We start from the raw sequence: 24952 nt of genomic DNA, 5'->3' as shown, positions 1-24952 counted from the left end.
AGATATTTATCAATAGTCTACTATCAAAACATTACTAAATAGATACTCAATATAAAATAAAATGGAGGTGGGGAAAAGGATGGGGAATGAGAAGAAAGGAATGTTTGATTGGTATTTCAAAAGTAACTTGTTACTCCGGATTCTCATCGGTCTTGTTCTTGGCGCAATTGCAGGGATGGTGGCTGGAGATTCCATCTTATGGGTCAAACCATTAGGGGACATCTTTGTACGGCTTTTGAAAATGATCGTTACGCCCATTATTTTAACAACTCTTGTTGTTGGTTCTGCAAGTATTAGCCCTGCTGAGCTCGGTAAGGTAGGGGTCAAAATCGTCGTCTATTATCTTATTACATCTGCAGTTGCAGTTGCAGTAGGCTTACTTATGGGAAATCTTTTTCATCCCGGCCTGGGATTAGACCTTGGGGCCATAGGAGAAGCAGCTGGACGCGCTCTTGAAAAACCATCTCTTGCAAATACTTTCCTCAATATTATTCCAACTAATCCTTTTGGTGCTCTTTCCAGTGGCGATGTGCTTCCTATAATTTTTTTCGCCATTATGTTTGGTCTCGCCATAAGCTATCTTAAGATCAGTAAAGATACACGAATTCAAGAAACAGGAAATTTGCTGTTTAAGTTTTTTGACGGAGCAGCAGAAGCAATGTACAAAATTGTAGGATGGGTTTTGCAGTACGCACCAATAGGCGTCTTTTCCCTCCTTGCCGTCGTATTCGCACAGCAAGGAGCTAAAGCAATTGGGCCTCTTGGAACTGTAACTTTTGCATGCTTCCTCGGTTATATTATCCATCTTATTGTGGTGTACGGAGGCTTTCTTGCTCTGAACAACCTCAGCTTTTTTACTTTCTTAAAAGGTGCCAAAGAAGCAATGATCACTGCCTTTGTGACAAGAAGCAGTGGCGGGACTCTCCCTATAACAATGCGTAATGCTGATGAAAATTTGGGCATTGCTAAAAACGTTTACTCCTTCACACTCCCTTTGGGTGCTACTATCAACATGGACGGAACTGCTATTTATCAGGGCGTTTGCGCCCTCTTTATCGGTTTTGCAGTAGGACTCCCCCTTAATTTCAGCCAGCAAATGACCGTTATTTTAACAGCCGTTCTTGCCTCAATCGGAACAGCTGGAGTTCCTGGTGCCGGTGCGATAATGCTTCTTCTCGTCCTTGATTCTGTGGGGCTTCCCATCGAACAAGGCTCTCCTGTCGCAGCAGCATACGCTATGATTTTAGGGATAGACGCTATTCTTGATATGGGGCGAACCTGCCTCAATATTACAGGAGACTTAGTTGGATCTGCGGTAGTAGCAAAGAGCGAAAATTTACTCGACTTATCAAAATGGGGTAAATAAAACTATATTGCAGAAAGGACAAGAGGCTGTTTCTTCAAACAGCCTCTTGTCGTTATCTAAAACCTCAGCAACGTTTCCAAAGTTGATAACTTTTAACAAGCAATCTCACTAAAGGAAGCCTTGTTAATGCAGGGTCTGAATCACACTCTCCGACTCGTTGATATTCACTACAAATATCAAAAGCCGGAGATTTCGGACATTTTATAATTTGATCTGGGTAAATACTTCGATAACCAGTGACTATAAAGGCAACAACAGATGCTAACGCTGCGAGACTTGCAACTTTGGATCCAAACAGCTCCGCCGCAAGAATAACTGCTGCAATAGGCGTGTTAGCAGCTCCTGAAAGAACTGCAACAAATCCAATACAACTAAAAAGGACGGGGTCTAACCCAAAGAAAGAAGCAAAAGCTGCCCCTGAAGTAGCACCGATATAGAGCGTTGGAGTAACAACTCCTCCACACCCTCCAGCCCCCATAGTAATGCCCGTAAACAACGACTTCCATAAAAAAGCTACTCGAGGGATGGGATTACCAGCAATAGCCTCTCGTATGAATTCTCCTCCTAAGCCTAAATACTGCGATCCCACAAAAAACGTGAGGATTACAAGCATTCCTCCTCCGACCAGAGCTTGTAACAACGGAGAGGAAGAGAACCTACGAAATATTTTTTGAGTAAAACGAAGAGTTTCTATAAAAAAAAGAGCTACTAACCCAAAAAAAACACCTGAAAAGACTACCCATGTAACCATATGAGGCTCAGCTATGCGTGGAACGTAAAGCAATGGCTGATATAGATAAGCCATGCCAAGACTTAAGGACACTTGATAGCTCACCATACCACTGACGATACACGGCAAAAGCACGTCGTAAAAAAGCTGTCCGACAAAGAGATTTTCCAATCCGAAAATAGCACCAGCAACAGGCGCTCCAAAAACAGAAGCCATACCAGCTGAAACGCCACAAATCACAAGTTTCCGACGATCTACTTTGTTGAGATGAAAACCATTGGCAAAAATATTCGATACTGCAGCTCCAATCTGGGCACTTGGCCCTTCTTTGCCGAGAGAGCCGCCTGTAGAAATAGTAACAATAGATCCTATAACTTTTACTATTACAGAAAGCACACTCACTTGACCATCATAATGGTGTACAGCTTCTACAACACTAAGGGTCCCTCTAGTACGATCCACGGGTTTTAAGAAAAGCACAAGCCACGCACTAACCGCAATACCTAGTGGGAGCAAAAATATCCTCCACGAAGGAAGCGCTCCTACAAATTGGGAACATCTCTCCAAAGCTATCATAAACGTAGAGGTAGCCGCCCCCACAAAAACTCCTATAATCACGGCCAACAGAAGCCATTTACTAATACTATAAAGAAGAGCAAATTCTTCTTTAAGAAGTTTAACCCACGAATCCTTCACTACAGTCACTCCAATAAACCTTAATGGAACACGGTTGGATGCCCTTATACTATTCTCTTAACAATGAAAAGAGAGAACAAGGTAAAGAGTTCCACCCTGAGCCACAGAAAAAGGCAAAGTAAAATTTTTAATGCCAGGAGATTCACTTGGCACAGTTCTGATACCTGCACCTGTAATAAGCTGAGGCGGTGTTACATCCACTCCCCCTAGAGAAGACTGAGTCAAAGCTCTCCCGCTCACCATATTAGAAAGCTCCCCAATGACACTGGTAGCTACTGGGTCTTCTATATCTGGCTTGATCATTCCGCCAGACATTGCTGTTACCACTGCACTGAACCCCGCATTATCCAACATAATAACCAGCGTTCCTTGCAACCCCTGTCCTAGTACTCCAACGAGTGCCGCAACACTGCTTCCTCCCACATGTACCCCCTGGGCTATTTCCGATCTCTGAAGAGCAACCTCTACTCCCATTTCCCGACTTACAGAAATAAGAGATGATCCAAAAGTGTTTACCAAGGTTGCTAGTTTTTCTACGCCCATCAACCAGTATCTCCCTTCTTATTGTGCTATTTCCCTTGCCCTGCAGTAAGAAAACGACGAACAATGACAAAAGCAGCGAGATCATCGATGTCACGGTACGGAGTTCTGAGAGAAACCGGAATCAATCGCCACAACCCTTTTGGCGGGTACATATCCCAGAAAACATTTCTTGCCTCAAGAGTAGATCCTCGCTCTTCCACTATATGTATTTGATGAGATTGTATTCCAACCCCTTCAAGAAAATCGAGAATATCTCGACACATCGTCCCGTTTCCAACGACAACTACCAGCTCCCCACGGTCCTGGGAAATATCTTTACCCTGAACCTGAACCCATGGAGACATTCTACGCCACTCCCAACGCTTTAAAAACTCCCAAAAGAAAGGGAATTCTTCCTTTTTTGTTATTCCGGAAAGGAAAAGATCACCGCATGAATCTGTTAAAACCCAACCGATTTTATCTTTTCCCGGATCGATACCCAGAAGCATCACTTATCCCCTAACGTGGAAGCCCAGCGCGGATAAAGCCACATCCACTGGCCTGGATATTTAGTGATCCATGAACTTATGGAATTATTACATATTGCTACGGCCTTTTCCAGATCAGTACCAAAAAATTCTGAAGAGGGGTCCTCAAAAGGCGGCAAAAAATATAGATCGTGGTGAGTGCCATCTTCTCTTCTAATGATATAGACAGGAATCATGGGGCTCCCATACTTAAGGCTCATTTTTATTGGCCCATAAGGAGTGCTCGCTGGAAGGCCAAGAAAAGGGGCCACAACTCCCTTTTCCTTCGCATCTTGATCGATAAGAATCGCCAATATCTCTCCACGCTTCAAACAGGTCATAGCCGCTTTGAGGCTAAATCCTTTACTGACAGTGGTGACTCCCCAACGTTGGCGTGAATCGATAATGAGATCAGTTATCCTTTCATCACGCTGTTCCGCTCCAATAGCATTCATGGGATACCCTTTCGCTGCTACAGCCGCCGCAGCCATCTCCCAATTTCCAAGATGAGCGGTAATAGCAATAACCCCTTTCCCCAGATCGAAAGCTTTTTTAAGATGTTCTTCTCCATGTATTGTCACCAATTCATTGAGGTTCGATATCATGTCAGGAAGACAAATAAATTCTGTAACAGACCGTCCGAGATTCACATATGAAGCTCGGACAATCTGTCGAGCGGTGCTCACCCCTATACCAAGAGCTTTTACACATCGATATTCCGCACCATCTACTCGTTTTTTGCTCAAGGCCCAAAATACTGAGCCTAAAAAACTTCCCACCTTCATTGCCATTTTGTAGGGAATATTCTTTAGGATACTTTGAACAAACTGAATCAACTTCCACGTCATTTCCCGACCTAACCTCACCGATAGTTCCTCCCTCTCAAATTCGCCGATTATTATACCCCATCCAGATGTATATATATCCAATTTACGATATACTTATTAGATAATTTCGAAGCAATAATAGGAGGTGAGCTTTTCATGTTACGACGAATATTGTTTCCTATAGATATGACCGATTTTTCAAAAGAAGCTTTGCGCTGGCTCTCTCAGAGAGCGCTACTACACCAATCAGACATCTTGGTAGTTCACGTGGTAAGTCCTTCAGCTGGCATCCATACCCCACAGCTTGTACAAGAGATCGAAGCGGCTCTGAACGACTTTTGTCTTCAAAATATTCCTGGAGAACTATTTTACAAGGTAATGGTGGCAGCTGGAGATCCCCTTAAAATTATTCCAGAAATCGCCGTTTCAGAAAAATGCACCTTCGCTGTTCTTCCTGCCCAAAATGTGGCAGAAATAACTCCTCTTGTAAGACGTCTTGCCCTTCCACAACTTATCCTTCGGTCAAAAGACGGTTTTTTTCCTGGAGGAGACATTTATAAAAATATAGCCGTCGCTATAGATCTTTCTCCCGGTCGAACAGATGCGATGCTCAACGAACTTAGAGATATTATCTCCCAGAGCGGAAGCACACCTCATCTAACCTTGGTTCATGGGGTACCTCTTGATGACGCCGAAGATTCTCAGATCCTCATCAATGCTGCGGAAGGAGCTCTCGAAGTGGTGGCTCAAGATGTGTCTCAATGGAACCCGGACACATCTTTTCAAGTGGTAAGTGGGGAACCGGAAGTAGAACTTCCTCTATGGATTAAAAACACCGCTCCAAGTCTCCTCGTAGTAGGACTTTCAACACAACGTGAATTATGGCAGCTTATCGTTGGTTCTACGGCAGAACCCCTTATTGAAGGGACAACATGTCCCGTCTTAATTTTTCCTACAGCTTAAATGGAGAGAAACTCCTCCAAACGATCGATCCGAACAGAAAGAAGATATTGAATAAAGCTGCGTTTCGATAAGGGGTTTTCCTGAAACATAAAAATTGGTTTTCCATTGAAATGTTTTATAGTATCACATATACTACCGAGACCATTTGCAAGAATCGCTTCCAGATCTTGTCCGGTACGTACAGGGATACTCCGAATAGAATCGGCCATACTGAGGAAAGCCTTAAGAGAAGGGATCATATTCGGTCTACGCATATCGTTATAATCTACGTACTCAAGCCTCGGAGAAATGACAATGGCGTACTCTTTCCTCTTGTTAAACTGACAAAGGAGAAGGACATATCCAAAGGGGCTAGCTTCACTTGAAAGGACGTTCCAAAGAATGGGAATTTCTCGAGGTTTCCCGCAAAAAGAGAAATCCTCGTTCCATGGTATTTTAAAAGCCTTTACTTCAAAAGTCCCCTCTCCCTCGTCTATTTGAAACAACGCCTCAGCAAAATCGTAGTCCGTATGAAAATCTGGGATGAAAAACTCTGGGTCACCTGATTGTACTATAAAAATAACGCCTGTCTTCTTCCCTTTTGCCGCCAAGCCCTGAAGGTCTTTGACATGTTTAACGGCACGCAGAGAAGGGGCATCAGGAAACATGGCTATATGTCTGCCAAATAAAGAGCACGACTTTATTTCGAGGATCATCTCTGAAGAACCATCTGAGACAAGAAGATCGAATCGGCTCTTTCCCCAAGGAATCTCCCGTCTTATAACTCTATAATCCTCCATCCCCGGCACAAGACCGTGATCAAAAAGCCATTCTGCCAAATCATTAGTTTTATGGGTATGGAGCATGACTGGACCATGATCAGACTGTATTCCTATCACTGTAAATTTTGTCTTCCGGGCAGAATTGGACGATGCCTCTTTTTGTAGAAACAGTGTAGATCCTGGAAACAACAGCTCCCACAACCTTCCGGGATTTGGGAGGAAAGCCTGAATTTTTTCTCCATCAAGCAAACACTCCACGAGAAAACGATTGGGCCTAGAAAGAAAAGTTGCCACAAATAAAGGACGACGCCCTGATATTCGAAAGACTTCCGACATATAAAAACCTCCTTAACACTACAAAAACTAATGTCCGTGCCCTAAAAACAAAGCTATAAAGGGGATAGAAATAAGGACAACGGTAATGCGAATAACATGGAACAGAAGGGAAATAGGTGCATTCGCACCTGCCTCTACTGCCGCAAGCCCCAAACCTGAAAGTCCACCTGGAGCCGTAGAGTACACTGCTGTCATGAGGTCGATACCACATAGTTTAGAAACTCCCCGTGCAAAAAGAATACTTACTCCCAAAATGGCAAGGCTATATAAAATCGCCACTGGAATAAAACGCGGAATTTCTTTTACCGAAGCTATATCTGCCTGCGCCACAATCACGTAGGCGACTAAAAGTTGAGAAAGAAAAGAGAGAAGACGAAGAGGCTGTGCTCCCGTACCTAAAAAACTTTTAACGACGAGGCCTCCTACCATTCCTCCAACAAGAGCCCCTGAAGGAATTTTTAAAAAATAACCTGCTAATCCTCCCGCCAGAATGCCGGCACATAAAGCCCACATTGCAAAGTATCCTCCATTTTATTTATTTTCTATTAGACAAAAATAGGGGGCACAAGGCCCCCTGAAAATATTCATAAACTACATTGTTACCCGAGCAGAGTCAGCATCACAGCGGCAGCGACAGCGGTTCCAATGACGCCAGCCACGTTGGGGCCCATGGCATGCATGAGGAGGAAGTTTCCCGGGTTCTCCTGCTGACAGATTCGCTGCACCACTCTGGCGGCCATGGGTACTGCCGATACTCCTGCCGCCCCGATCATAGGGTTGACTTTTCCTCCGCTCATGACCTTCATGACCTGGCCGAAAAGCACTCCTCCGGCCGTACTGAAGATGAAGGCGACGAGGCCAAGGATAATGATTTTAATGGTCCCTATGGTGAGAAACTGCTGGGCGCTCATAGTGGCTCCCACTGACAGGCCCAGGAAGATGGTGGTGGCATTGAGAATCTCGTTTTGAGCTGCCTGGCTCAGCCGCTCTGTCACGCCGCACTCACGGATCAGGTTCCCGAACATAAGGGTCCCGATCAGGGGCACGGAGGAAGGCAGTAGGAGTCCTGAAGCCACAGTGCAGACGATGGGGAACAACACTCGTTCCAGCTTCGATACGGGACGAAGCTGATCCATGCGGATCGCCCGGTCCGCCTTGGTGGTGAGGAGACGGATCACCGGCGGCTGGATGAGCGGCACGAGAGACATGTAGCTATAGGCCGCCACTGCCACCGCCCCCAGGATCTGCGGCGCCAATTTCACGGTGAGGTAAATGCTTGTAGGACCGTCCGCTCCGCCGATAATAGCGATGGAGGCCGCTTCTTTCACGTTGAAACCCAACAGCAACGCTCCGAAAAGGGCTATGAAGACGCCCAGCTGAGCTGCCGCTCCCAGCAGGAAGGTGATGGGGTTGGCCAGAAGGGGGGCGAAGTCGGTGAGGGCTCCGATTCCCATAAAGATAATGACAGGGTAGATCTCATGTTCTGTCCCGAAAAAAACATACCTCAAAAAGCCTCCGTCATCCATAATGCCAGACAGGGGAAGGTTCACGAGCAGACAGCCAAAACCGATGGGGACCAGAAGCAGCGGCTCGAAACCTTTCACTATGGCCAGGTAGAGCATGATGAAAGACACGCAGAGCATGACGATATTGCCCCACGTGAGGCCAAAGAACCCCGAGGCATGAATGATTGTTGTTACTGAGTCTAAATAGATTCCCATAATGGGTCCTCTCACCCCGGCTTAGCCGAGGATCACCAAGGTATCTCCCGTATTCACGCTGTCCCCTTCCCGTGCCCGGATCTCCTGAACAGTTCCTGCCGATGATGCAATGATCTCATTTTCCATCTTCATGGCTTCCAGGATGAGGAGCACGTCTCCAGCCTGGACTGACGCTCCTGTCGCTACGTTGACCTTGAGGATCTTCCCAGGCATGGGAGCTGCGACGATAGTCCCTCCCGCCGGTGCTGGTGCCGGGGCTGGAGTTGCCGCTACTGGCGCTGGGGCTGGAGCTACCACTACTGGCGTCGGTGCGGGTGCTGGCAATGGAGCTGGTGTTGGCGTTGCTACCGGCGCTGCTGCCGAAACCGCGGTCTCGCCAAGATCTTCCACTTCCACTACATAACTCGTTCCATCTACTGTTACTCTATAGGTTTTGCTCATTGGTCTTTTTCCCCTCCACATGGTGTAATGTCATGTCTTCCATTCAGGCCTGCCGGATGCTACCGCCCAGACCAGGTCTGATTGTTGAGGCTGTCCAGCCCTTCCATGATGGCGCTGGTCCTCCACAAGCTCGGTGATGGACGCCGTATCCCTCGCTCTGCCCTGATGGATGTAATGCGGCACGCCCCTTCTCCTGACGCTAGCAATGCCCCTGTAATGGCCGCTATGAGGTGGCCGCGAGGATGCTCCGATACTGGCGCCGGAGCTGATGTCGGCGCTGGCGACGCCGCCACCGGCTGTGTCGGCCCTGGCGGCGGCGTGGGTGCTTTCGGCGACTTCTTCGCTCCACCCATATATTTTATGGCGTAGATGATGGCGGTCAAACCGCCAAGAACCAGAAATACCGCCGAAAAGGCGATGAGAGCCAAGGTGATGGGACCTTTGATCCCTGTCTCAAAATATGTATGCAGATCCACGTCTCTCCATCCTCCCGTCTTAGTGAGGCATTACGCCGTGTTTCCGTCTCGGACGAAGTTCTCGCTTGTTCGCCGTCCCCTGAAGAGCCAGGTAGATTTCTCGCCGCGTCTCTTCCGGCAGAATCACTCGGTCTACATAGCCACGCTCCGCCGCTACGTAGGGGTTCGCAAAGGCCTCGCGGTATTCCTCAATCTTACGGTTCCGCTCCGCCATCTGGTCTTCAGACCCTTCTATCTCTTTGCGGAAGACTATGTTCGCTGCCCCTTCTGCTCCCATAACCGCTATCTCAGCCTGAGGCCATGCTAGAACCATGTCGGCTCCCAAGGCTTTCGAGCACATGCCCAGGTAGGCGCCCCCATAGGCCTTCCGGAGAACTACTGTGACCATGGGAACCGTAGCTTCACTGTAGGCATACAGCAGTTTCGCACCGTGGCGAATGATGCCTCCCCATTCCTGTTCCGTTCCGGGAAGGTAGCCGGGGACATCGACAAAGGTGACCATGGGAATGTTGAAGGCGTCGCAGTGGCGAATGAACCGGCTCGCCTTGTCTGACGCGTTTATGTCGAGACAGCCTGCCATGTTGGCTGCCTGGTTCGCTATGATCCCTATCACCTGACCGCCAATTCGACCGTATCCCACGACCATGTTCGGAGCCCAAAGCGGCTGGACTTCAAAAAAATCGCCATCGTCAACAACCTGTCCGATCACGTCGTGGACCCGATACCCTTTGTTCGGGTTCGTGGGAACTACGGTGCGAAGGTCTGGAACCAGGCGAAGAGGATCGTCTCCCGTCTCTTTCCACGGCGCTTCCTCCACGTTGTTGCTCGGAAGGTAGCTCAGCAGCTTCCGAACCTGGGCAAAGCATTCCTCTTCGCTCGACGCCGTGAAGTGGGCATTCCCGCTCTTGGCGTTGTGGGCCAGTGAGCCGCCTAGCTCTTCGCTCGTCACTTCCTCGCCTGTGACAGCCTTGATGACAGCTGGCCCTGTGATGTGCATGATGCCTGTCTTCTCTACCATGAAAATATAGTCGGTCAGAGCGGGGCTGTAAACGGCTCCTCCGGCTGTGGGACCCATGATCACAGAAAGCTGGGGTATGACTCCGCTAGAGATGGTGTTCCGGTAAAAAATCTTCCCGTAGCCGTTCAGGGCATCTACTGCTTCCTGAATTCGAGCGCCGCCGCTGTCGTTGATCCCTATGCATGGAGATCCACTCTTCAATGCCAGGTCCATGACCTTGCAGATCTTTTCAGCATGCATTTCGCCAAGACTGCCACCTAGAACGGTGAAGTCCTGGCTGAACACGTAAACACGGCGCCCCTCTATCTCCCCATACCCTGTCACCACTCCGTCGCCGAGAGTCTGTTTCTCCTCAAGACCAAAACGATGGCAACGGTGTGTCACAAATTCGTCAAGCTCAACAAAGGTGCCCGGATCCAGAAGAGCCGAGAGACGCTCTCGCGCTATACCCTTCCCCTTCTCGCGCTGCTTCCCTATGGCTTTCGGACCGCCTCCTAGTGAGGCCTCCTTGCGCTTCGCTTCAAGTAATGAACACAATTCATCTATGCTGCGATTCGTCATCGCTCACTTCTCCTTTATCGTTCAGAAAGTTCGAGTAAAATGCCACCTGTAGCTTTAGGATGAACAAATGCTATTTTTGCTCCTCCTGCACCACACCTCGGTTTTTCATCAATAAGCCGAACGCCTTTTTCTTTCAATTCAGCCAAAGCTTCTTCTACGTTTTCTACTCTTAGAGCTATATGGTGAATTCCTTCGCCACGTTTTTCTATAAATTTAGCAATAGGGCTTTCATCTTCCGTCGGCTCTAAAAGTTCTATTTCCGTATCTTTAATAGGTAAAAAAGCCGTTTTAACCTTTTGATCTGTCACCTCTTCTATTCCTATACACTTAATTCCCAAGGTACTTTCCCATATCTTAAGCGACTCTTCAATACTTTTCACCGCAATACCAATGTGATCTACAACGGTGACTTTCATTGGACAGACCTCCTTTGTTAAACTTATAATTACTATAGATATTAATAATGTTTCAAATGACTTTATATATACTAATGCAATGTTACTAATCTTAACAAAGAAAACTCAAATTGCCACTTTCCTCTCTCTAAAATCAAGGTTTTAAGGTACAATTCTTATAAGATATTATTATGGGGACTTTTTAATAAAAAGAAAAGGGGGAAATCGTTCCGTGCATCTTATAACATGTAAGCTGTGTGGAAAGGTGTTCACTTCCAATAGCGGAAAAGTCTGCCCCCAGTGCCTTGAAGAGCTTGATGACCTCTATCCTCGCGTCAGGGAATTTTTGAGGGATCATGCCTCTCAAGAGTACAATGCTGAAGAACTTGCTGAAGAAGTTGGGGTAGATATTCGTTATATTCAAGCGCTCATCGATCTGAAATACATTGAACGTAATGTTAGCTCTGAGGAAGAAGAACAGAAAAAAAGAGAGCGACTTTTGAAAGAATTTCAAAAAAACCTAGACGAAGGGAAACGTCGCTCCACATCGACAGAGACAACACGAACATATGGTCAGGAACGATACGGAGAAAAGGGAAGGAAACCTTAGGAAAAGAAGAAGCGGGGGTACCCCCGCTTCTCTAGAAAATTTCAAGGCCAGGACGATAAATAAGCACGGAACAATGAGCATAGCGAGCCACATTGGCAGCCGTGCTTCCTACTACAAGCCTTTCGATGGTGCTTTGCCCTCGGTACCCTATCACAATTAAGTTGTAATCTCCCTGCTTTGCAAAGTCAATAATAACATCAGAAGGGCTCCCTTCTTTCACCACCATATCAAGATCAACATTTGCAAGTTCTGGAAGCTTCTCCTTTGCCTTCTTGAAATAATATTCAAGTTTTTTCTTGGCTATCTCTGAGATTTCCATATCAATTTCAGGAGGCAACCATGGTTCATATCCCTTCCATAAGGTAGGGTGAGGCATGACGTGAATAAATGTCGCATGAACACCAAGACGGAGGGCTAAAGAACAACCATAAGCAAAAACTTCCTCCGAAACCTTGCTTAAATCCACAGCAACAAGTATTTTTTTCATAGCTATCCCCCCTTTAGGGTCGATAATGATAATATTATAAACGATATATAGGCACTATTTCCAATTATTTAAAAAGAACTTATATGTGGAGGCAAAATGAATTTACTATTTATGATTCTTTTTCTTGTGTTCTCTTTTTCTTGTGGCGTTTTTCTTGAACATAAAGCTCAAAACATAACACAAAACGTGCGTCTTGAAGAAACTCTGGGAATTCAACATTTTTTTTCCCGGCCGTTGATTTCTGGAGGAATCTTTTTAATCATGATGACTGGGTTCTATTTAGTTTGGCATTTTTCTCTCTCTCTTTTATTGGCCTTTTTAATAGGATCATGCCTTTTTTTCACCGCTCTCACCGATCTATATAGCGGATATGTATTTGATGTTATTCCTTTCCTCATGGCTCTTTCAGCTTTTGCAATACGTATTCTAGGAGGCAAGACGGCCTTCATCGACGGCATATTGGGAGCAGGTATAGGTGTAGGTATAATGGGAGCAATCCGATTGTTCAGCAAAGGGGGCGTCGGGCAAGGGGATATTAAGCTCATGGGAGGAATTGGCATGGGATTAGGTACAAAGCTCACTCTCTGTTCTCTTTATATTGGATTTTTTTGCGGTGGACTCATTGCTTCGTTTTTACTTTTAGCCCGTAAAGTTCATAAAAAGCAACCGATCCCTTTTGTCCCCTTCCTTGCTCTGGGAGGAATCATTGCGCTTTTAGCCGCACCTACGTTAGAGCACATATTCGAACTTCATTTACCCTGGCCATGGGGAAATTGATATGGAGTTGAAAAGCGTTTGGCAATATGAGACGTCATCATCTGCAACGGTTTAATAGAAGGGATCCCATGAAGCTTTCTAAAAGAATGATCTGCCCCTGGAATAATAATGAACTCTTTATCCCGTACAGCAATAGCCCCGCAAAGGCGACGACATGCTCTCTCGCTGAAAGTCAAGTCTTCATCCCCATAGAAACAAACAGCCCATCCTCGGTCAATATGAGAAGCAGAATAAAGCAGTTTTTGCTGACTTCCTACTGTGTCCAAAATAGGAAGTTTAAATGCTTCTTTCGCTTTGTCGACTCTTATTCCGTCGCCACTTCCGGAAAGGATAAGGCCTGAAGGTTTCTTTTGTAAAAGAGGAGCATGCATATTCGAGCCTTGCAGCATCGATATGTACCCATCCCCTGCTATCATAATGGAATGAAGTCCCCCTAAGGAAAACCCCCAAAGATATATTTCTGCTTCAGGATGTCGCCTTTCCACAAATTGAAAAGCTGAACATGCATCGAAAAGATCCATTGCATATGTTTTTCCCGAAAAAGCTGCAATAGCCCATTGGTCTCTGTTTTCTCCGAAAGTCTCTCTATCGTGACGAATACGACTCGTTTCTGTCAAATAAATAGAAATATCCAATGAAGAGAGCATATTCGCAAGGACAGCATATTTATTTCCTTCTTGAAGAGAAGCACATCCATGAACCCCATGAAAAAGGATCAACACTTGGCGAGATGGGACCTTCGACGGAACATAATTTAGGGAAACTTTTTTATCACCAAAGCTTCCTTCTGCAAATAGAGTTTCTCTAGACATCACACACCTCTTTCGCCTCAATTAAAAGCAAGAGAAACATGCCTCATCACATTTGCTTTTTTACATCCTTTTAAGAAACTGGTATCAAAGCTCTCACCCTGAAAAATCTCTATCGTTTTTTTATTATATATTATATTGTTTTTCTCTTCCTGATTTGACAAAGCCACTTTCTAGGGTCAAAATGAAGATAATAAAGTACTGGGGGAGTCGGCGTAAACCGGCTGAGAGGAGACGAGAGGTCTCGACCCCTAGAACCTGATCCGGGTCATGCCGGCGAAGGGAAGTCTAGAGAAATATTCCGACAAGTTACTCCCTTCCTTCCTCCGGCAGACACACAAGGAGGAAAAGTTCATGCGTACTAAAACTCGAGTATTGGTTGAAGGAGCCTTGGCAGTAGCCATGACTGTAGCTTTTTCTCATTTAAAGCTATGGCGAATGCCTCAAGGGGGATCGGTGACACTGGAAAATATCCCGTTGTTGCTTTTTGCGCTTCGTCACGGCGTTAAATGGGGAGTAGGAGCAGGTTTTGTAGCTGGATTAGTTCAACTTCTGCTTGGTGGATATGTGGTGCATCCAATTCAAGCTCTTCTTGACTATCCATTAGCTTTTGGGGTATTAGGTATTGCCGCACTTATACGTAAACCGCTGTGGGCTGGTTTAACGTTAGGAAGTTGTGGTCGCCTTATCTGTCACGTGCTTTCGGGAGTCGTTTTTTTCGGGAGTTATGCCCCTGAAGGGACAAATGTCTGGCTCTATTCAATCGTTTATAACAGCAGTTATATGGTACCTAATTTGGCGTTGAGCATTCTCGTAACTTATATGGTTTGGAAAAGGCTCTCGCATATTAACCAGTGACAAATGCTTCGCATACAAAACCTGAATAAACGCTTTAACAACCTTTCTGTTATAGAAGGGTTCAATATGGTTTTGCCTCAAAAGAGTTTCTCAGTCCTCATCGGGCCATCAGGGTGCGGGAAAACTACTCTTTTTGACATATTGACAGGGATACTTCCTCGCGACAGTGGCTCTATAGAGTGGGAAGGGGAACAGCTTACTCATCTTGGCACTAAAGCAGCCTATATGCAACAAAAAGACCTACTCCTTCCCTGGCTCTCCCTCTTGGAAAATGCTCTGCTTCCCTCTTTGCTCGCTGGCAAAAAGGGTCCTACTGAACATCAAAGAGCCCATGAGCTTTTCTCGCACTTTGGGTTAGGGGGTTTTGAATTGTATCTTCCTCAATCTGTATCAGGAGGGATGAGACAAAGATGCGCTCTTATTCGAACCCTTATGTTCGAAAGGGAAATAGTTCTTTTAGACGAGCCTCTTTCTGCTCTGGATGCTATCACAAGACGTGGTCTCCAAACTTATTTAGCCATGCTCAAGAATCAATATGGGAAAACAGTATTGATGATATCTCACGATATAGATGAAGCTCTTGCTCTCGCCGATGACATTATTGTTCTCACTGCCAGCCCCATGAGAGTTCAAGATACTATTCACATATGTCGTCCTACTCTCTGTGATTCGATGGCCCCATCTATAGAGACATTGAGATGTCGCATTCTCAATGAGTTGGAAGCAGGAGGAATACAATGAAAGGTCGAATCGCTTCATGTGTATTACTCTTCCTGCTAATAGGAATATGGGAGGTTCTCTGCAGAACTATCCAGATTCCTGCCTTTATACTTCCAGCCCCGTCGCGTATTGTCTCCGTAGCTATTTTTCAGGCTCCACTTTTAGCTCATCACGCACTAATCACGTGTTTCGAAATCCTTTTAGGAGTTGCCCTCTCAGTCATCGTGGCTATTCCCATGTCCATACTCATGTTTGCCTCACCTTTGGTGGAACAAGCTCTCTCCCCCCTCTTGATAGCTTCTCAAGCTATACCTGTCTTCGCTTTAGCGCCTCTACTGATAATTTGGCTAGGATACGGAATCTGGAGCAAAGTCTGTATGGCAGCCCTCATTATCTTCTTTCCTATAACTGTCAACTTGCTGGAAGGGTTTAAGAGTTGCGACTCAGACTACGATAAACTCTTTACCCTTATGGGAGCATCTTTTCCCAAAAGGCTTCGTTATCTCTACTGGCCCTGGGCTTTACCCTACTTTTTTGCCGGCCTTAAAGTAGGAGTTTCCGTTGCCACTATTGGCGCCGTTATTGGGGAATGGGTAGGGGCCCAAAGTGGGCTTGGCTATCTTATGATCCAATGGAATGCTCGCCTTCGGGTCGATATGGTTTTTGCTGCCATACTCTGGCTTACTATTATAGGGATATCCCTCTGGAGCATTGTTAGCTTTTTAAATAAAAAAGTTATTACGTGGAATCGATAAATTTTAAGAAAGAAGGGACACATATGAAAAGGCAGATAACACCTATTTTTATTGTTTGTGCATGTCTTATGACTATAGTTTCTCCGCTATGGGGAGCAGAAAAGCTTTCCCTTATGCTTGATTGGTTCCCTAATATTGATCATCTCCCCCTTTTTGTTGCCCAAGAAAAAGGCATTTTTGATAAATACGGGCTCGATATATCCATCCTTTCTCCTGCAGAAACTGCAGATCCTCTTAAACTAGCTGCCTCTGGTCACGTAGATTTAGCTATAGCTTATGAACCTCAGGCTATCATGGCAGCATCAGAAGGAATACCTATAAAGGTTGTTGGACGACTTATTGGCCACCCTCTGTCTACTCTTCTTTTTATAGATGATAAAGATATAAGGGAACCATCAGATCTTGAAGGGAAGAATATCGGTTATACCGTCCCAGGAATGATGGATTTTCTTACAGATGGATTTGCCCGGAAAAACAACGTAAAAAACTACAAGCTCATCAATGTGGGGTTTTCCATATTGCCTTCTCTCACCACAGGGAAAGTAGATGCCGTTATGGGGCCATATAAGAATTATGAAGTCGTAGAACTGGAACAACATGGATACAAAGCAGGCTACTTCGAACTTGAAAAATACGGTATACCTGACTATGACGAACTCGTTTTCATCTCTGGAGAAAAAAACCTTCAAAATCGAGAAAAAGCTATTGCCACTTTTTGCCAGGCTCTTCAGGAAGCAATAGAGGAAACACGCAGAACTCCCCAAGAATCGTTGGACCTGTATTTAAAGGCTGTACCTGAAGCTGAAGAGAAACTAGAATCCGCTGCTCTAGAGAAAACTCTCCACCTCTTTGCGGAAAACCAATCTTTTGACAAAGAGAAGTGGCAAGAATTTGCTAATTTCGCCTTGTCTATTGGAATGATCGGAAAGGAAGTGAACGTGTATGACATCCTGTGGAACAGGAAATAGTGCCCCCCTTACAACAACAGAAAGGCATATAAAAAAGCTCACTGTAGCAGGTCTTCTTGCTGCAGCAGGAGTACTGCTCTCTGGAGTATATATTCCCTTCGGACCCACTAAATGTTTTCCTTTTCAACATACTATTAACGCTTTTTCTGGCATATTGCTTGGTCCTTGGTGGGCTGCTTCCATTGCTTTTGTAACGAGCTTCATTCGAAATATGATGGGGACAGGAAGCCTTTTTGCCTTTCCCGGAAGCATTCCAGGCGCTCTAATGGTGGGTTTTACCTATCGCCTCTTCAAAAAAGATTGGGCAGCTTTAGCAGAGCCCTTGGGGACAGGACCTATAGGAGCCACTCTTTCGGCACTGGTCATAGGCCCTGCTATAGAAAAAACTCCAGCTCTGGGAGGACTCCAGATGGCCTTTCTCGCTAGCAGTATCCCTGGCGCTTTGTTGGGATATGGGCTTGTGGTTTTAACAAAACGAATGGGGCTATTTAAAAATTTCTATCTATAGGGAGAAACAACAGCAGAAAATGAAGTCTAACAAACAGTTAAGAAAACGTCTCTGTCTGTTAGGGGAAAATGAATTAAAATTGAAAGAGAGAGGGTGTTTTGAAACACCCTCTCTCTTCATTTCTTTTCTATTAAAGACATTATCTTTTGAGCCTCAGCCTGAATATTTGGGGCTCCTATTACTGCTGAAATAAGGGCCACCCCCTGAACTCCAGTCGTCATTATTTCGGGAATTTTATCTATAGTAATGCCTCCAATGGCTACCGCCGGAATGGGAACCTTTCTCATAATCTCTCGAATACGGGAGGGACCCACCACCTTCGCATCCACTTTACTTCCTGTAGGATAGGCCGCGCCTATGCCAATGTAGGAAGCACCCAGGGCCAGAGCCTGTTCCGCCTCTTCCACTGTATGAGCTGAAACTCCCACTATAAAGGAGTCGGGAACAAAGGTTTTTACCGCTTCAAGGGGAAGATCGTCCTGACCGAGGTGAACCCCATCTGCCCCAACTGCTAAAGCCACATCAACACGGTCATTAATAATGAGAGGGGCACCATAACAATGACATATTTTTCTAAGAGACTGCGCCTCTTCAAAAAGACAACGTCCTTCCATTTCTTTATCTCGCAGTTGAATTAAGGTGGCACCTCCACGAAGAGCTGCTTCTGTCTGTTCTTCCAGAGAAAAAGGGGCTCCAATCTTTCTATCTGGAATGACATAAAGCTTCAGCATTTCCATTATGTTTTTCATAAACACCTCTCCTTCCTCTCTTCCCATCGACTCTCTGCGTTGAAGAAATCAGGAGGAGATAGACGGTATATCTCATCTATAAAAGCACAGCCAAAGGAACCGGGGCCTCGTACCCACTCCACTTTTTCTGCACGTTCCGAGGCTATGGAAACAGCTATAAGTCCAGTCAAACTGGCAAGAAGAGGATCTTGCGTTACAGCAGCACACCCAGCAATGATCGTTCCTACAGAACAACCACTGCCCGTTATCTCTGGCAACCAATGGCTCCCGCCCTTAACCGAAAAAGTGTTTTCCCCATAAACGATAACATCTATCTCACCAGTAGCTACGGCAACTACATTATATTGTTCAGATATGCGAGAGAGCGCTTTTTTCACATCCCCTTGAGCTGCCCCATCTATTCCTCGAACAACGCCCTTTTCCCCACCTAAAAGACACATTTCTCCACTATTGCCCTTCACTATAGAGACATGCCCACTCTCTAAAATACGATGGACAAAATCCCTTCGCACGTCAGTAGCCCCATAACCTACTGGATCGAGGATCAAAGCCTTATGCTCGGGAGTTTGAGATAAGGCCACAAGGACTGCTTCTGCCGCCATAAGGCTTTCTGATGTGGGCGTTCCCACGTTCATAAGAATGCTATCAGCTTGAGCTGCAAAGATGCCTGCTTCATCTCTGCATAAAGACATGACTGAAGAAGCTCCGGAAGCCAAACAAACGTTAGCCTGAAGAGATGCTGCTACCATATTGCTCAGCTGGTAGACTAATGGTTTTTTCTTTTTTAGATCCGACCAGACAGACATCAGTTCTGAAATCGAATACCTAGAATCACTCCGTATCATGCGAATCGACAACCCAAGAAGGCCTTACAGCGTGACCTAAAGGTCCCCACCCATGACCTGGTTTAAAACTATGGCTTAAAGCCAGACGTAAATACTGTCGCCCTAAAGAAACAGCTTCGAGAAGGTCTCGTCCCGCAGCCAATTCAGCAGCAATAGCAGCGCTCAAAGTACAGCCTGTACCGTGCGTATTCTGGGTATTGATTCGAGAATCTTCAAAAACTGTAATCTTCCCTTCATTGAAAAGCACATCTACAACTGTCTCTCCTGCCTCATCTTCTTCCATATGACCACCCTTTACAAGCACTGCTTTCGGACCGAGTCCCGCGATAATCCTTGCAGCTCTTCCCATATCCTCTCTAGTATTGACGTCTATGCCGCTTAACTTGGCTGCTTCCGGCATATTGGGGGTTACAAGCAAAGCAAGAGGAAGAAGCTGTTCTTGCATAGCCGCAACTGCCTCTTCGGCAATAAGGGTCACCCCACTTTGAGAAATCATAACGGGATCAACTACAACGTTTGAAATTTGATAGTTTTTTAGAGCTTCACATGTTACACCAATAATCTCTTTTCGACTGAGCATCCCCGTCTTGAGAGCGTTTACAGTAAAGTCAGAAAGGACTGCCTTCAACTGCGCCTCTACATTTTCCTCTGGAAGATTGAAGATATCGGTAACCGTAAGGCTATTTTGCGCCGTTACCGCTGTGATAACAGACATGCCAAAAACATGGAGAGCTGCAAAAGTTTTCAAATCTGCCTGAATTCCAGCTCCACCCCCTGAGTCGCTACCTGCAATAGTAAGTGCGTTACCACGATACAATACCAAAAAGAGCACCTCCCAAAAAATAAAAGAGGAGCCCCGCCCGCAACGGCGAACTCCTCCTTATAAAAGCTCCCTGCGCCAGCATTATCCGGATCAGGTGGTAAGGGTCGAAAGCACGCCGGCTTTCCTCTCAGCTCCATGTGAGCTCCCCTGTAGAAAAAGCATACTTTTACGTCTGTTTTTACCCTTCGCCTATACTCTCTCCTTCAATGGATCTTCCTCCTGTAAAGAGAGCCACTTTCCCCAATCAAAATGAAGCAACCCGCTCACGACATAAATAGAAATAGCCGCCAGAGGGGCTGAGGTATGGAGAGTTACAATAAGAGCCAAAGCAACAAAACCTAAAAAGAAAAACTTTTTCTTATTGCTGTTCCCTTTACGAAGCCCCTTTAAATTCCCGTAAGGAACACTCGAAATCATAAGCACACCAGTAGTTACCGCCAAAGCCGCTGCCACATAAGAAGGAAGAGAAAAACCAGCAATCACAAAAGAAGCGAGAAAAAGTCCTCCCGCTGGAATGGGAAGTCCCTGAAAAGGGCCAGGAACATGAACCACATTAAAACGAGCGAGTCGAAGAGCTCCGCAGAGAGCAAAAAAGCAAACAGCAAGCCCCCCCGTGACGCCTGCAAAGCCCTGAAGAGACGTAACATACATCAGAAACGCAGGTGCTACTCCGAAGCTCACAACATCAGCCAAGCTATCAAATTCCATTCCAAACTGACTTCCGCCCCCAAGACTTCTGGCGACGCGTCCATCCATAAAATCGAAGAACACTGCAAAAAAAACCAACCACGCAGCTGGGACATATTTCCCGTGAAAAGAAAGAATCAGTGACAGCATGCCACAGAGTAAATTTCCACTCGTGACCATATTAGGGGCTATTTCGCGAAAAGAAAGATGCCGTTTTTTAATCATTTTCATTTTTCGCCGTCACTCCCAAAACAGATTTACCAGCCTTTACTTTCTGGCCGATATATACAGACGACTTTACACTCTTGGGCAGGTATACGTCAACTTTAGACCCTAACTTAATCATCCCGAAACGTTCTCCTCGAACTAAGTGCTGCCCTTTTTCAAGACGACAAACAATGCGACGTGCCAAAAAACCGGCGATTTGAACTAAAAGCACTGGCCCCCGGTCTGTATGGAGACCAATATACATGCGCTCATTTTCTTCTGAAGCCTTCGGAGCGAAAGCCATCCACTTTTTACCAGGAACATATTCTAAATAATCTACTGTTCCCTTTTGAGGTACTCTGTTTACATGTACATCTAAAGGGGACATAAAAATACCTATCTTTAAGACCGATCCCGTATAGGGATGAAAAGCCTCTTCTATCTCCACTACTTTGCCATCTGCCGGAGACACCCATCCCTCTTTTTCTTCTGGAAGAGTTCGTTCCGGGTCTCTATAAAACCACACCATCAAAGCCAGAACCCCTCCCATTATTCCAGCCATCCACGGAGATATCATAAAACTGGCTCCTGTTAAGAGAGCGGCAAAAGTTATAGTGGGCCAACCGTCACGAGCGATCATATAGAAGTATCCCCATCTTCCGTAGTAGAAACAACACTCGCATCTGCTACTGTATCTCCTTCGTCAAGTCTCACCATAATGCTTCCTCTCGCGGTTCGACCTAAAACCGGCGTCTCTGCCACAGCAAGACGAATCATCCGACCGCGGCTAGTAATAGCAATAATCTCATCCTCTTCAGCAACGCTCCAACATCCTACAATGAGCCCTGTCTTTTCAGAGAGATTCATAACCTTAACGCCAAGGCCGCCCCGATGTCGAAGCATAAACTCGTCGTAGTGCGTACGTTTTCCAACACCCTTTTCACTCAAAAGCAAGGGCCAGCGATTATCAAAAACCCTATCGCAACCAATGACATAATCGCCTTTCGCAAGTCGGATGCCTCTCACGCCCCGAGCAGCTCTTCCCATCGGGCGAAACTCACTCTCCTCAACTCGAAGTGCCTGACCCTGAGCCGTAACAATCAGCAAATGATCTTCGCCGGAAGTGAGGACTATCTGGGCTATCTCATCTCCCTCATCCAACCCCAACACTCTTCGTCCTGCCCGTGTCAAGTTTTTGAGTTCACTGAGATCCAGACGTTTTGCCGTGCCTTTTTTGGTGATAAAAAAGGCATACTGCGCTCCTTCCACCGCACGTCCATGCATGGCCACTACACGTTCTCCCTCTTCAAGAGCAATAAAGCGGTTTACCATCTTCCCGCGCCCACTCTTCGACTCGGGAATCATATAGCCTCGAAGGGCAAAAACCCTCCCCATGGAGGTAAAGAGATAAATATCTTGATGAGTTTCCGTTACGGCCACTAAGGCTATTTCATCTTCTTCCTGAAGAGTCGCTCCCTTTCTGCCTTTCCCTCCCCGCCCTTGGAGGGAGTATTCTTCAAGATCTTTCCTTTTCAGGTATCCATCCTGAGAAAGAACTACAACGATGTCACTTTCAGGAATTAGATCCTCTAAAGAAAGCTCCTCGAATGCTTCGATAATTTCAGTCTTTCTTTCATCTCCAAAGCGCTTCTTAAGATCAAGAAGCTCTTCTTTTATTACTGCGTCTAGGATTTTAGGGTTCCCTAAAATAGACTGGAATCTCTCTATATCAGAAAGAAGCTGCGCTAACTCCGTTTCAAGTTTCTCTCGCTCTAACCCTGTAAGCCTCTGAAGGCGCATATCAAGAATTGCCTGGGCCTGAAGCTCTGAAAAACCTAGCTTTTCTATAAGTCCCTTCCTCGCCTCATCTGTAGTTTTAGAGCCCCTTATGAGAGCAATAACTTCATCAATAATATCAAGGGCCTTCACTAGGCCTTCCACGATATGTGCCCTGGCCTGAGCCTTTTCGAGACGGAATTGAGTTCTTCTTCTAACGACGTTGCGTCTATGATTAAGGAAAATAGAGAGCATTTCTATAATCGGAAGCTCCCGAGGATGCCCGTCTACTAAGGCTAGATTAATTACTCCGAAAGTACTCTGAAGCTGAGTCCGACGATAGAGCTGCCGCAAGACCAAGTTCGGGTCAGTATCTTTGTTGATCTCCAAAACAATGCGAAGCCCTTCTCTGTCAGATTCATCCCGAATATCTGTTATCCCATCTATATGCTTATCCTGAACGTTTTTGGCGATAGTTTCGATGAGATTGGTCTTATTGACCATATAGGGGATCTCGGTAATTACTACAGATGTTTTTCCTCGTTTCCCCTCCTCCACCTCTGTTTTACCGCGCGTAATCAGCTTGCCGCGCCCAGTTTGATAGGCTTCAATAATGCCTTCTCTCCCCAGAATAACTCCACCCGTAGGGAAGTCAGGGCCTGGCATACGAAGCAAAATTTCTCCAAGATCTACATTTTCCGGATCTGTGTCGATAAGATACTCAAGGGCATCTATAACTTCACTCAGATTATGAGGAGGGATGTTCGTTGCCATACCTACTGCTATTCCCGAGCTACCATTAATAAGCAAGTTGGGGAGCATGGCCGGCAAATAGAGGGGTTCCTGTAGGGATTCATCGAAATTTGGTCCCCAGTCTACCGTGTTTTCATCGATGTCCGCAAGCATAAGCTCTCCGATTTCATAAAGCCGCGCTTCAGTATATCGCATAGCAGCTGCTGGATCTCCATCGATGGAACCAAAGTTACCCTGTCCATCCACAAGGCGATAGCGCATACTGAAATCCTGAGCCATACGCACCATGGTTTCATAAATAGCAGCATCTCCATGAGGATGATACTTACCCATGGTTTCTCCAACCACACGAGCAGATTTCTTATACGATGAGGAATGGCGAAGGCCGAGTTCCATCATTGCATAAAGGATCCTTCTTTGAACAGGTTTAAGCCCGTCCCGGGCGTCAGGAAGAGCCCTCCCCACTATGACACTCATGGCATAATCAAGATAGCTATGTTTAATTTCTTCCACTAAGGGGAGAGGGATTACTTTCCCAAATAGGGGCTCACCTTTTCTCTCATCCATATACTTCTTACCTCCAAATAAAGTTCCTTTTAAAAGAGCTTATAAACATAAATGACAAACTACAACATTTTAACACGTCTCAACAGCATGGCGAAAAATGAAAAAGAAGAAGCTCTGCTCCTCTTTAGGATTTGCATGCCGAAAATTTACTTTTCGCCTCCCCAGCAATCTTTATAAACTGCATTATTATCTATTCCGTAATGAGGTGCTTTTTCTTCTGCTGGATATCCGAGGGCTGCGATTCCGATCACTTTTATATGAGCGGGCACCTTCAAAATAGGACAAACTCGCTCTTCCCGGGGATGTCGTCCCATAATTTTTAACCAGACACCCTCAAGACCTAATGCTCTGGCTGCTAATAATATGTTCTCCAACGCTGCCGCTCCATCTTCTATCCAAGCTGTATCCCCTTCCGGATAGAGAGACGTATCGGCGCAAACTGCAATAGCAAGGGGTGCTTCTGCCAACATTTTCCCTGAATCATGAGCAATCGACAACTGGTCTAATATTTCCCTTCTCTGTATCACTATAAATCGACACGGTCTCCTGTTATGAGCACTTGGAGCCGCAAAAGCACACTCAAGAAGGATATGGACAACGTCAGGCTCTGTAGGAGTCAATGTAAACTTACGAATGCTCCGACGGCCTAAAATATTTTGAATAACGGGATGCTCTCTTCTCTCCATAGTCAACCAACTCCTTTATCGATGATA

Annotated in this window: 29 protein-coding genes and 2 riboswitches; of the genes, 9 read left to right on the top strand and 20 right to left on the bottom strand. The window is 45.8% G+C overall.

Features of this window, described 5'->3' with window-relative positions:
* Window positions 1-79 precede the first annotated feature (79 nt).
* Window positions 80-1366, top strand: a complete 1287-nt coding sequence (locus K360_RS0109590; RefSeq protein ID WP_024822940.1) for a dicarboxylate/amino acid:cation symporter — start codon at window positions 80-82, stop codon at window positions 1364-1366.
* A 64-nt stretch (window positions 1367-1430) separates the two neighbouring features.
* Here the strand turns inward: K360_RS0109590 and K360_RS0109585 are convergent, their stop codons facing one another.
* From K360_RS0109585 to K360_RS0109570, 4 genes are read right to left on the bottom strand one after another with little or no spacing between them, the layout of a single operon-like run.
* Entirely contained in the window at window positions 1431-2792 is a 1362-nt protein-coding gene (locus K360_RS0109585) for a chloride channel protein (protein ID WP_024822939.1), read from the bottom strand.
* Between the two features lie 57 nt (window positions 2793-2849).
* Window positions 2850-3335, bottom strand: a complete 486-nt coding sequence (locus K360_RS0109580) for a chemotaxis protein CheX (protein WP_024822938.1) — start codon at window positions 3333-3335, stop codon at window positions 2850-2852.
* Window positions 3336-3361: 26 nt separating this feature from the next.
* A complete protein-coding gene (locus K360_RS11120; RefSeq protein ID WP_024822937.1) occupies window positions 3362-3823 on the bottom strand; it encodes a RuvC family protein in 462 nt (153 codons plus the stop codon).
* The gene (locus tag K360_RS0109570) at window positions 3823-4707 is read right to left on the bottom strand and encodes a lysophospholipid acyltransferase family protein (RefSeq protein ID WP_024822936.1); all 885 of its coding nucleotides are present in this window, start codon (window positions 4705-4707) and stop codon (window positions 3823-3825) included. The genes K360_RS11120 and K360_RS0109570 overlap by 1 nt, the downstream gene beginning before the upstream one ends.
* Before the next feature lie 117 nt (window positions 4708-4824).
* Here K360_RS0109570 and K360_RS0109565 point away from each other — a divergent pair, with 117 nt between their 5' ends.
* Complete coding sequence (locus tag K360_RS0109565) at window positions 4825-5631, top strand: universal stress protein (protein ID WP_024822935.1); 807 nt, start codon at window positions 4825-4827, stop codon at window positions 5629-5631.
* Here the strand turns inward: K360_RS0109565 and sfsA are convergent.
* The 7 genes from sfsA to mce form a co-directional block, all read right to left on the bottom strand.
* Window positions 5628-6728, bottom strand: a complete 1101-nt coding sequence (sfsA, locus tag K360_RS11115) for a DNA/RNA nuclease SfsA (RefSeq protein WP_024822934.1) — start codon at window positions 6726-6728, stop codon at window positions 5628-5630. The genes K360_RS0109565 and sfsA overlap by 4 nt on opposite strands.
* Before the next feature lie 27 nt (window positions 6729-6755).
* On the bottom strand, window positions 6756-7241 hold the full coding sequence (locus K360_RS0109555; RefSeq protein ID WP_024822933.1) for an AbrB family transcriptional regulator: 486 nt from the start codon (window positions 7239-7241) through the stop codon (window positions 6756-6758).
* An 86-nt stretch (window positions 7242-7327) separates the two neighbouring features.
* Window positions 7328-8449 (bottom strand): sodium ion-translocating decarboxylase subunit beta, encoded by a 1122-nt coding sequence (locus K360_RS0109550; RefSeq protein ID WP_024822292.1) that lies wholly within the window; start codon window positions 8447-8449, stop codon window positions 7328-7330.
* A gap of 21 nt (window positions 8450-8470) precedes the next feature.
* Window positions 8471-8890, bottom strand: a complete 420-nt coding sequence (locus tag K360_RS0109545) for a biotin/lipoyl-containing protein (RefSeq protein ID WP_024822291.1) — start codon at window positions 8888-8890, stop codon at window positions 8471-8473.
* A 59-nt stretch (window positions 8891-8949) separates the two neighbouring features.
* Window positions 8950-9366, bottom strand: coding sequence for an OadG family protein (locus K360_RS11110; RefSeq protein WP_024822290.1), 417 nt, complete (start codon window positions 9364-9366; stop codon window positions 8950-8952).
* A gap of 19 nt (window positions 9367-9385) precedes the next feature.
* Complete coding sequence (locus tag K360_RS0109535; protein ID WP_024822289.1) at window positions 9386-10945, bottom strand: acyl-CoA carboxylase subunit beta; 1560 nt, start codon at window positions 10943-10945, stop codon at window positions 9386-9388.
* 14 nt (window positions 10946-10959) lie between these two features.
* Window positions 10960-11361 (bottom strand): methylmalonyl-CoA epimerase, encoded by a 402-nt coding sequence (gene mce / locus K360_RS0109530; protein ID WP_024822932.1) that lies wholly within the window; start codon window positions 11359-11361, stop codon window positions 10960-10962.
* A gap of 211 nt (window positions 11362-11572) precedes the next feature.
* Here mce and K360_RS0109525 point away from each other — a divergent pair, with 211 nt between their 5' ends.
* Window positions 11573-11950 (top strand): hypothetical protein, encoded by a 378-nt coding sequence (locus tag K360_RS0109525; RefSeq protein ID WP_024822931.1) that lies wholly within the window; start codon window positions 11573-11575, stop codon window positions 11948-11950.
* 31 nt (window positions 11951-11981) lie between these two features.
* On the opposite strand, the gene K360_RS0109520 is transcribed toward K360_RS0109525, so the two are convergent.
* Window positions 11982-12437 (bottom strand): universal stress protein, encoded by a 456-nt coding sequence (locus K360_RS0109520; protein ID WP_051461164.1) that lies wholly within the window; start codon window positions 12435-12437, stop codon window positions 11982-11984.
* A gap of 96 nt (window positions 12438-12533) precedes the next feature.
* Here K360_RS0109520 and K360_RS11105 point away from each other — a divergent pair, with 96 nt between their 5' ends.
* Window positions 12534-13214: a prepilin peptidase gene (locus K360_RS11105; protein ID WP_084043950.1), complete on the top strand. Its 681-nt coding sequence runs from the start codon at window positions 12534-12536 to the stop codon at window positions 13212-13214.
* Here the strand turns inward: K360_RS11105 and K360_RS0109510 are convergent.
* Window positions 13187-14026 carry an alpha/beta hydrolase gene (locus K360_RS0109510; protein ID WP_024822928.1) on the bottom strand — a complete coding sequence of 280 codons (840 nt, stop codon included), beginning with the start codon at window positions 14024-14026 and terminating at the stop codon, window positions 13187-13189. The two genes, K360_RS11105 and K360_RS0109510, sit on opposite strands and share 28 nt — an antisense overlap.
* 190 nt (window positions 14027-14216) lie before the next feature.
* Window positions 14217-14325, top strand: a riboswitch (TPP riboswitch).
* Window positions 14326-14377: 52 nt separating this feature from the next.
* Between K360_RS0109510 and thiT the strand changes: the two genes are divergently transcribed.
* From thiT to thiW, 5 genes are all read left to right on the top strand, one after another.
* Entirely contained in the window at window positions 14378-14881 is a 504-nt protein-coding gene (thiT, locus tag K360_RS0109500; RefSeq protein ID WP_024822927.1) for an energy-coupled thiamine transporter ThiT, read from the top strand.
* A gap of 66 nt (window positions 14882-14947) precedes the next feature.
* A complete protein-coding gene (locus tag K360_RS0109495; RefSeq protein WP_245587112.1) occupies window positions 14948-15622 on the top strand; it encodes an ATP-binding cassette domain-containing protein in 675 nt (224 codons plus the stop codon).
* Window positions 15619-16356, top strand: a complete 738-nt coding sequence (locus tag K360_RS0109490) for an ABC transporter permease (protein WP_024822925.1) — start codon at window positions 15619-15621, stop codon at window positions 16354-16356. The genes K360_RS0109495 and K360_RS0109490 overlap by 4 nt, the downstream gene beginning before the upstream one ends.
* A gap of 23 nt (window positions 16357-16379) precedes the next feature.
* Window positions 16380-17324 carry an ABC transporter substrate-binding protein gene (locus K360_RS0109485; protein ID WP_024822924.1) on the top strand — a complete coding sequence of 315 codons (945 nt, stop codon included), beginning with the start codon at window positions 16380-16382 and terminating at the stop codon, window positions 17322-17324.
* On the top strand, window positions 17299-17832 hold the full coding sequence (gene thiW, locus K360_RS0109480) for an energy coupling factor transporter S component ThiW (RefSeq protein ID WP_024822923.1): 534 nt from the start codon (window positions 17299-17301) through the stop codon (window positions 17830-17832). Before K360_RS0109485 ends, thiW begins: the two co-directional genes overlap by 26 nt.
* A gap of 116 nt (window positions 17833-17948) precedes the next feature.
* Here the strand turns inward: thiW and thiE are convergent, their stop codons facing one another.
* From thiE to K360_RS0109445, 7 genes are all read right to left on the bottom strand, one after another.
* On the bottom strand, window positions 17949-18581 hold the full coding sequence (thiE, locus tag K360_RS0109475; RefSeq protein WP_024822922.1) for a thiamine phosphate synthase: 633 nt from the start codon (window positions 18579-18581) through the stop codon (window positions 17949-17951).
* Window positions 18578-19426, bottom strand: a complete 849-nt coding sequence (gene thiM / locus K360_RS0109470) for a hydroxyethylthiazole kinase (protein ID WP_084043949.1) — start codon at window positions 19424-19426, stop codon at window positions 18578-18580. Before thiM ends, thiE begins: the two co-directional genes overlap by 4 nt.
* Window positions 19413-20249: a bifunctional hydroxymethylpyrimidine kinase/phosphomethylpyrimidine kinase gene (gene thiD / locus K360_RS0109465; protein WP_024822920.1), complete on the bottom strand. Its 837-nt coding sequence runs from the start codon at window positions 20247-20249 to the stop codon at window positions 19413-19415. The genes thiM and thiD overlap by 14 nt, the downstream gene beginning before the upstream one ends.
* A gap of 50 nt (window positions 20250-20299) precedes the next feature.
* A riboswitch (TPP riboswitch) is annotated at window positions 20300-20408 on the bottom strand.
* Window positions 20409-20438: 30 nt separating this feature from the next.
* On the bottom strand, window positions 20439-21167 hold the full coding sequence (pssA, locus tag K360_RS0109460; RefSeq protein WP_024822919.1) for a CDP-diacylglycerol--serine O-phosphatidyltransferase: 729 nt from the start codon (window positions 21165-21167) through the stop codon (window positions 20439-20441).
* Window positions 21154-21783, bottom strand: a complete 630-nt coding sequence (locus K360_RS0109455) for a phosphatidylserine decarboxylase family protein (RefSeq protein ID WP_024822918.1) — start codon at window positions 21781-21783, stop codon at window positions 21154-21156. The genes pssA and K360_RS0109455 overlap by 14 nt, the downstream gene beginning before the upstream one ends.
* Entirely contained in the window at window positions 21780-24239 is a 2460-nt protein-coding gene (gene gyrA / locus K360_RS0109450) for a DNA gyrase subunit A (protein WP_024822917.1), read from the bottom strand. The genes K360_RS0109455 and gyrA overlap by 4 nt, the downstream gene beginning before the upstream one ends.
* Window positions 24240-24385: 146 nt before the next feature.
* The gene (locus K360_RS0109445) at window positions 24386-24925 is read right to left on the bottom strand and encodes a nitroreductase family protein (RefSeq protein ID WP_024822916.1); all 540 of its coding nucleotides are present in this window, start codon (window positions 24923-24925) and stop codon (window positions 24386-24388) included.
* Window positions 24926-24952 lie beyond the last annotated feature (27 nt).

This window comes from Aminobacterium mobile DSM 12262, assembly GCF_000526395.1.
In the GTDB taxonomy this organism is placed as follows: domain Bacteria; phylum Synergistota; class Synergistia; order Synergistales; family Aminobacteriaceae; genus Aminobacterium; species Aminobacterium mobile.
Note: the sequence above shows the minus strand (reverse complement) of the source record. Positions and strands in the feature narration are given on the sequence as shown.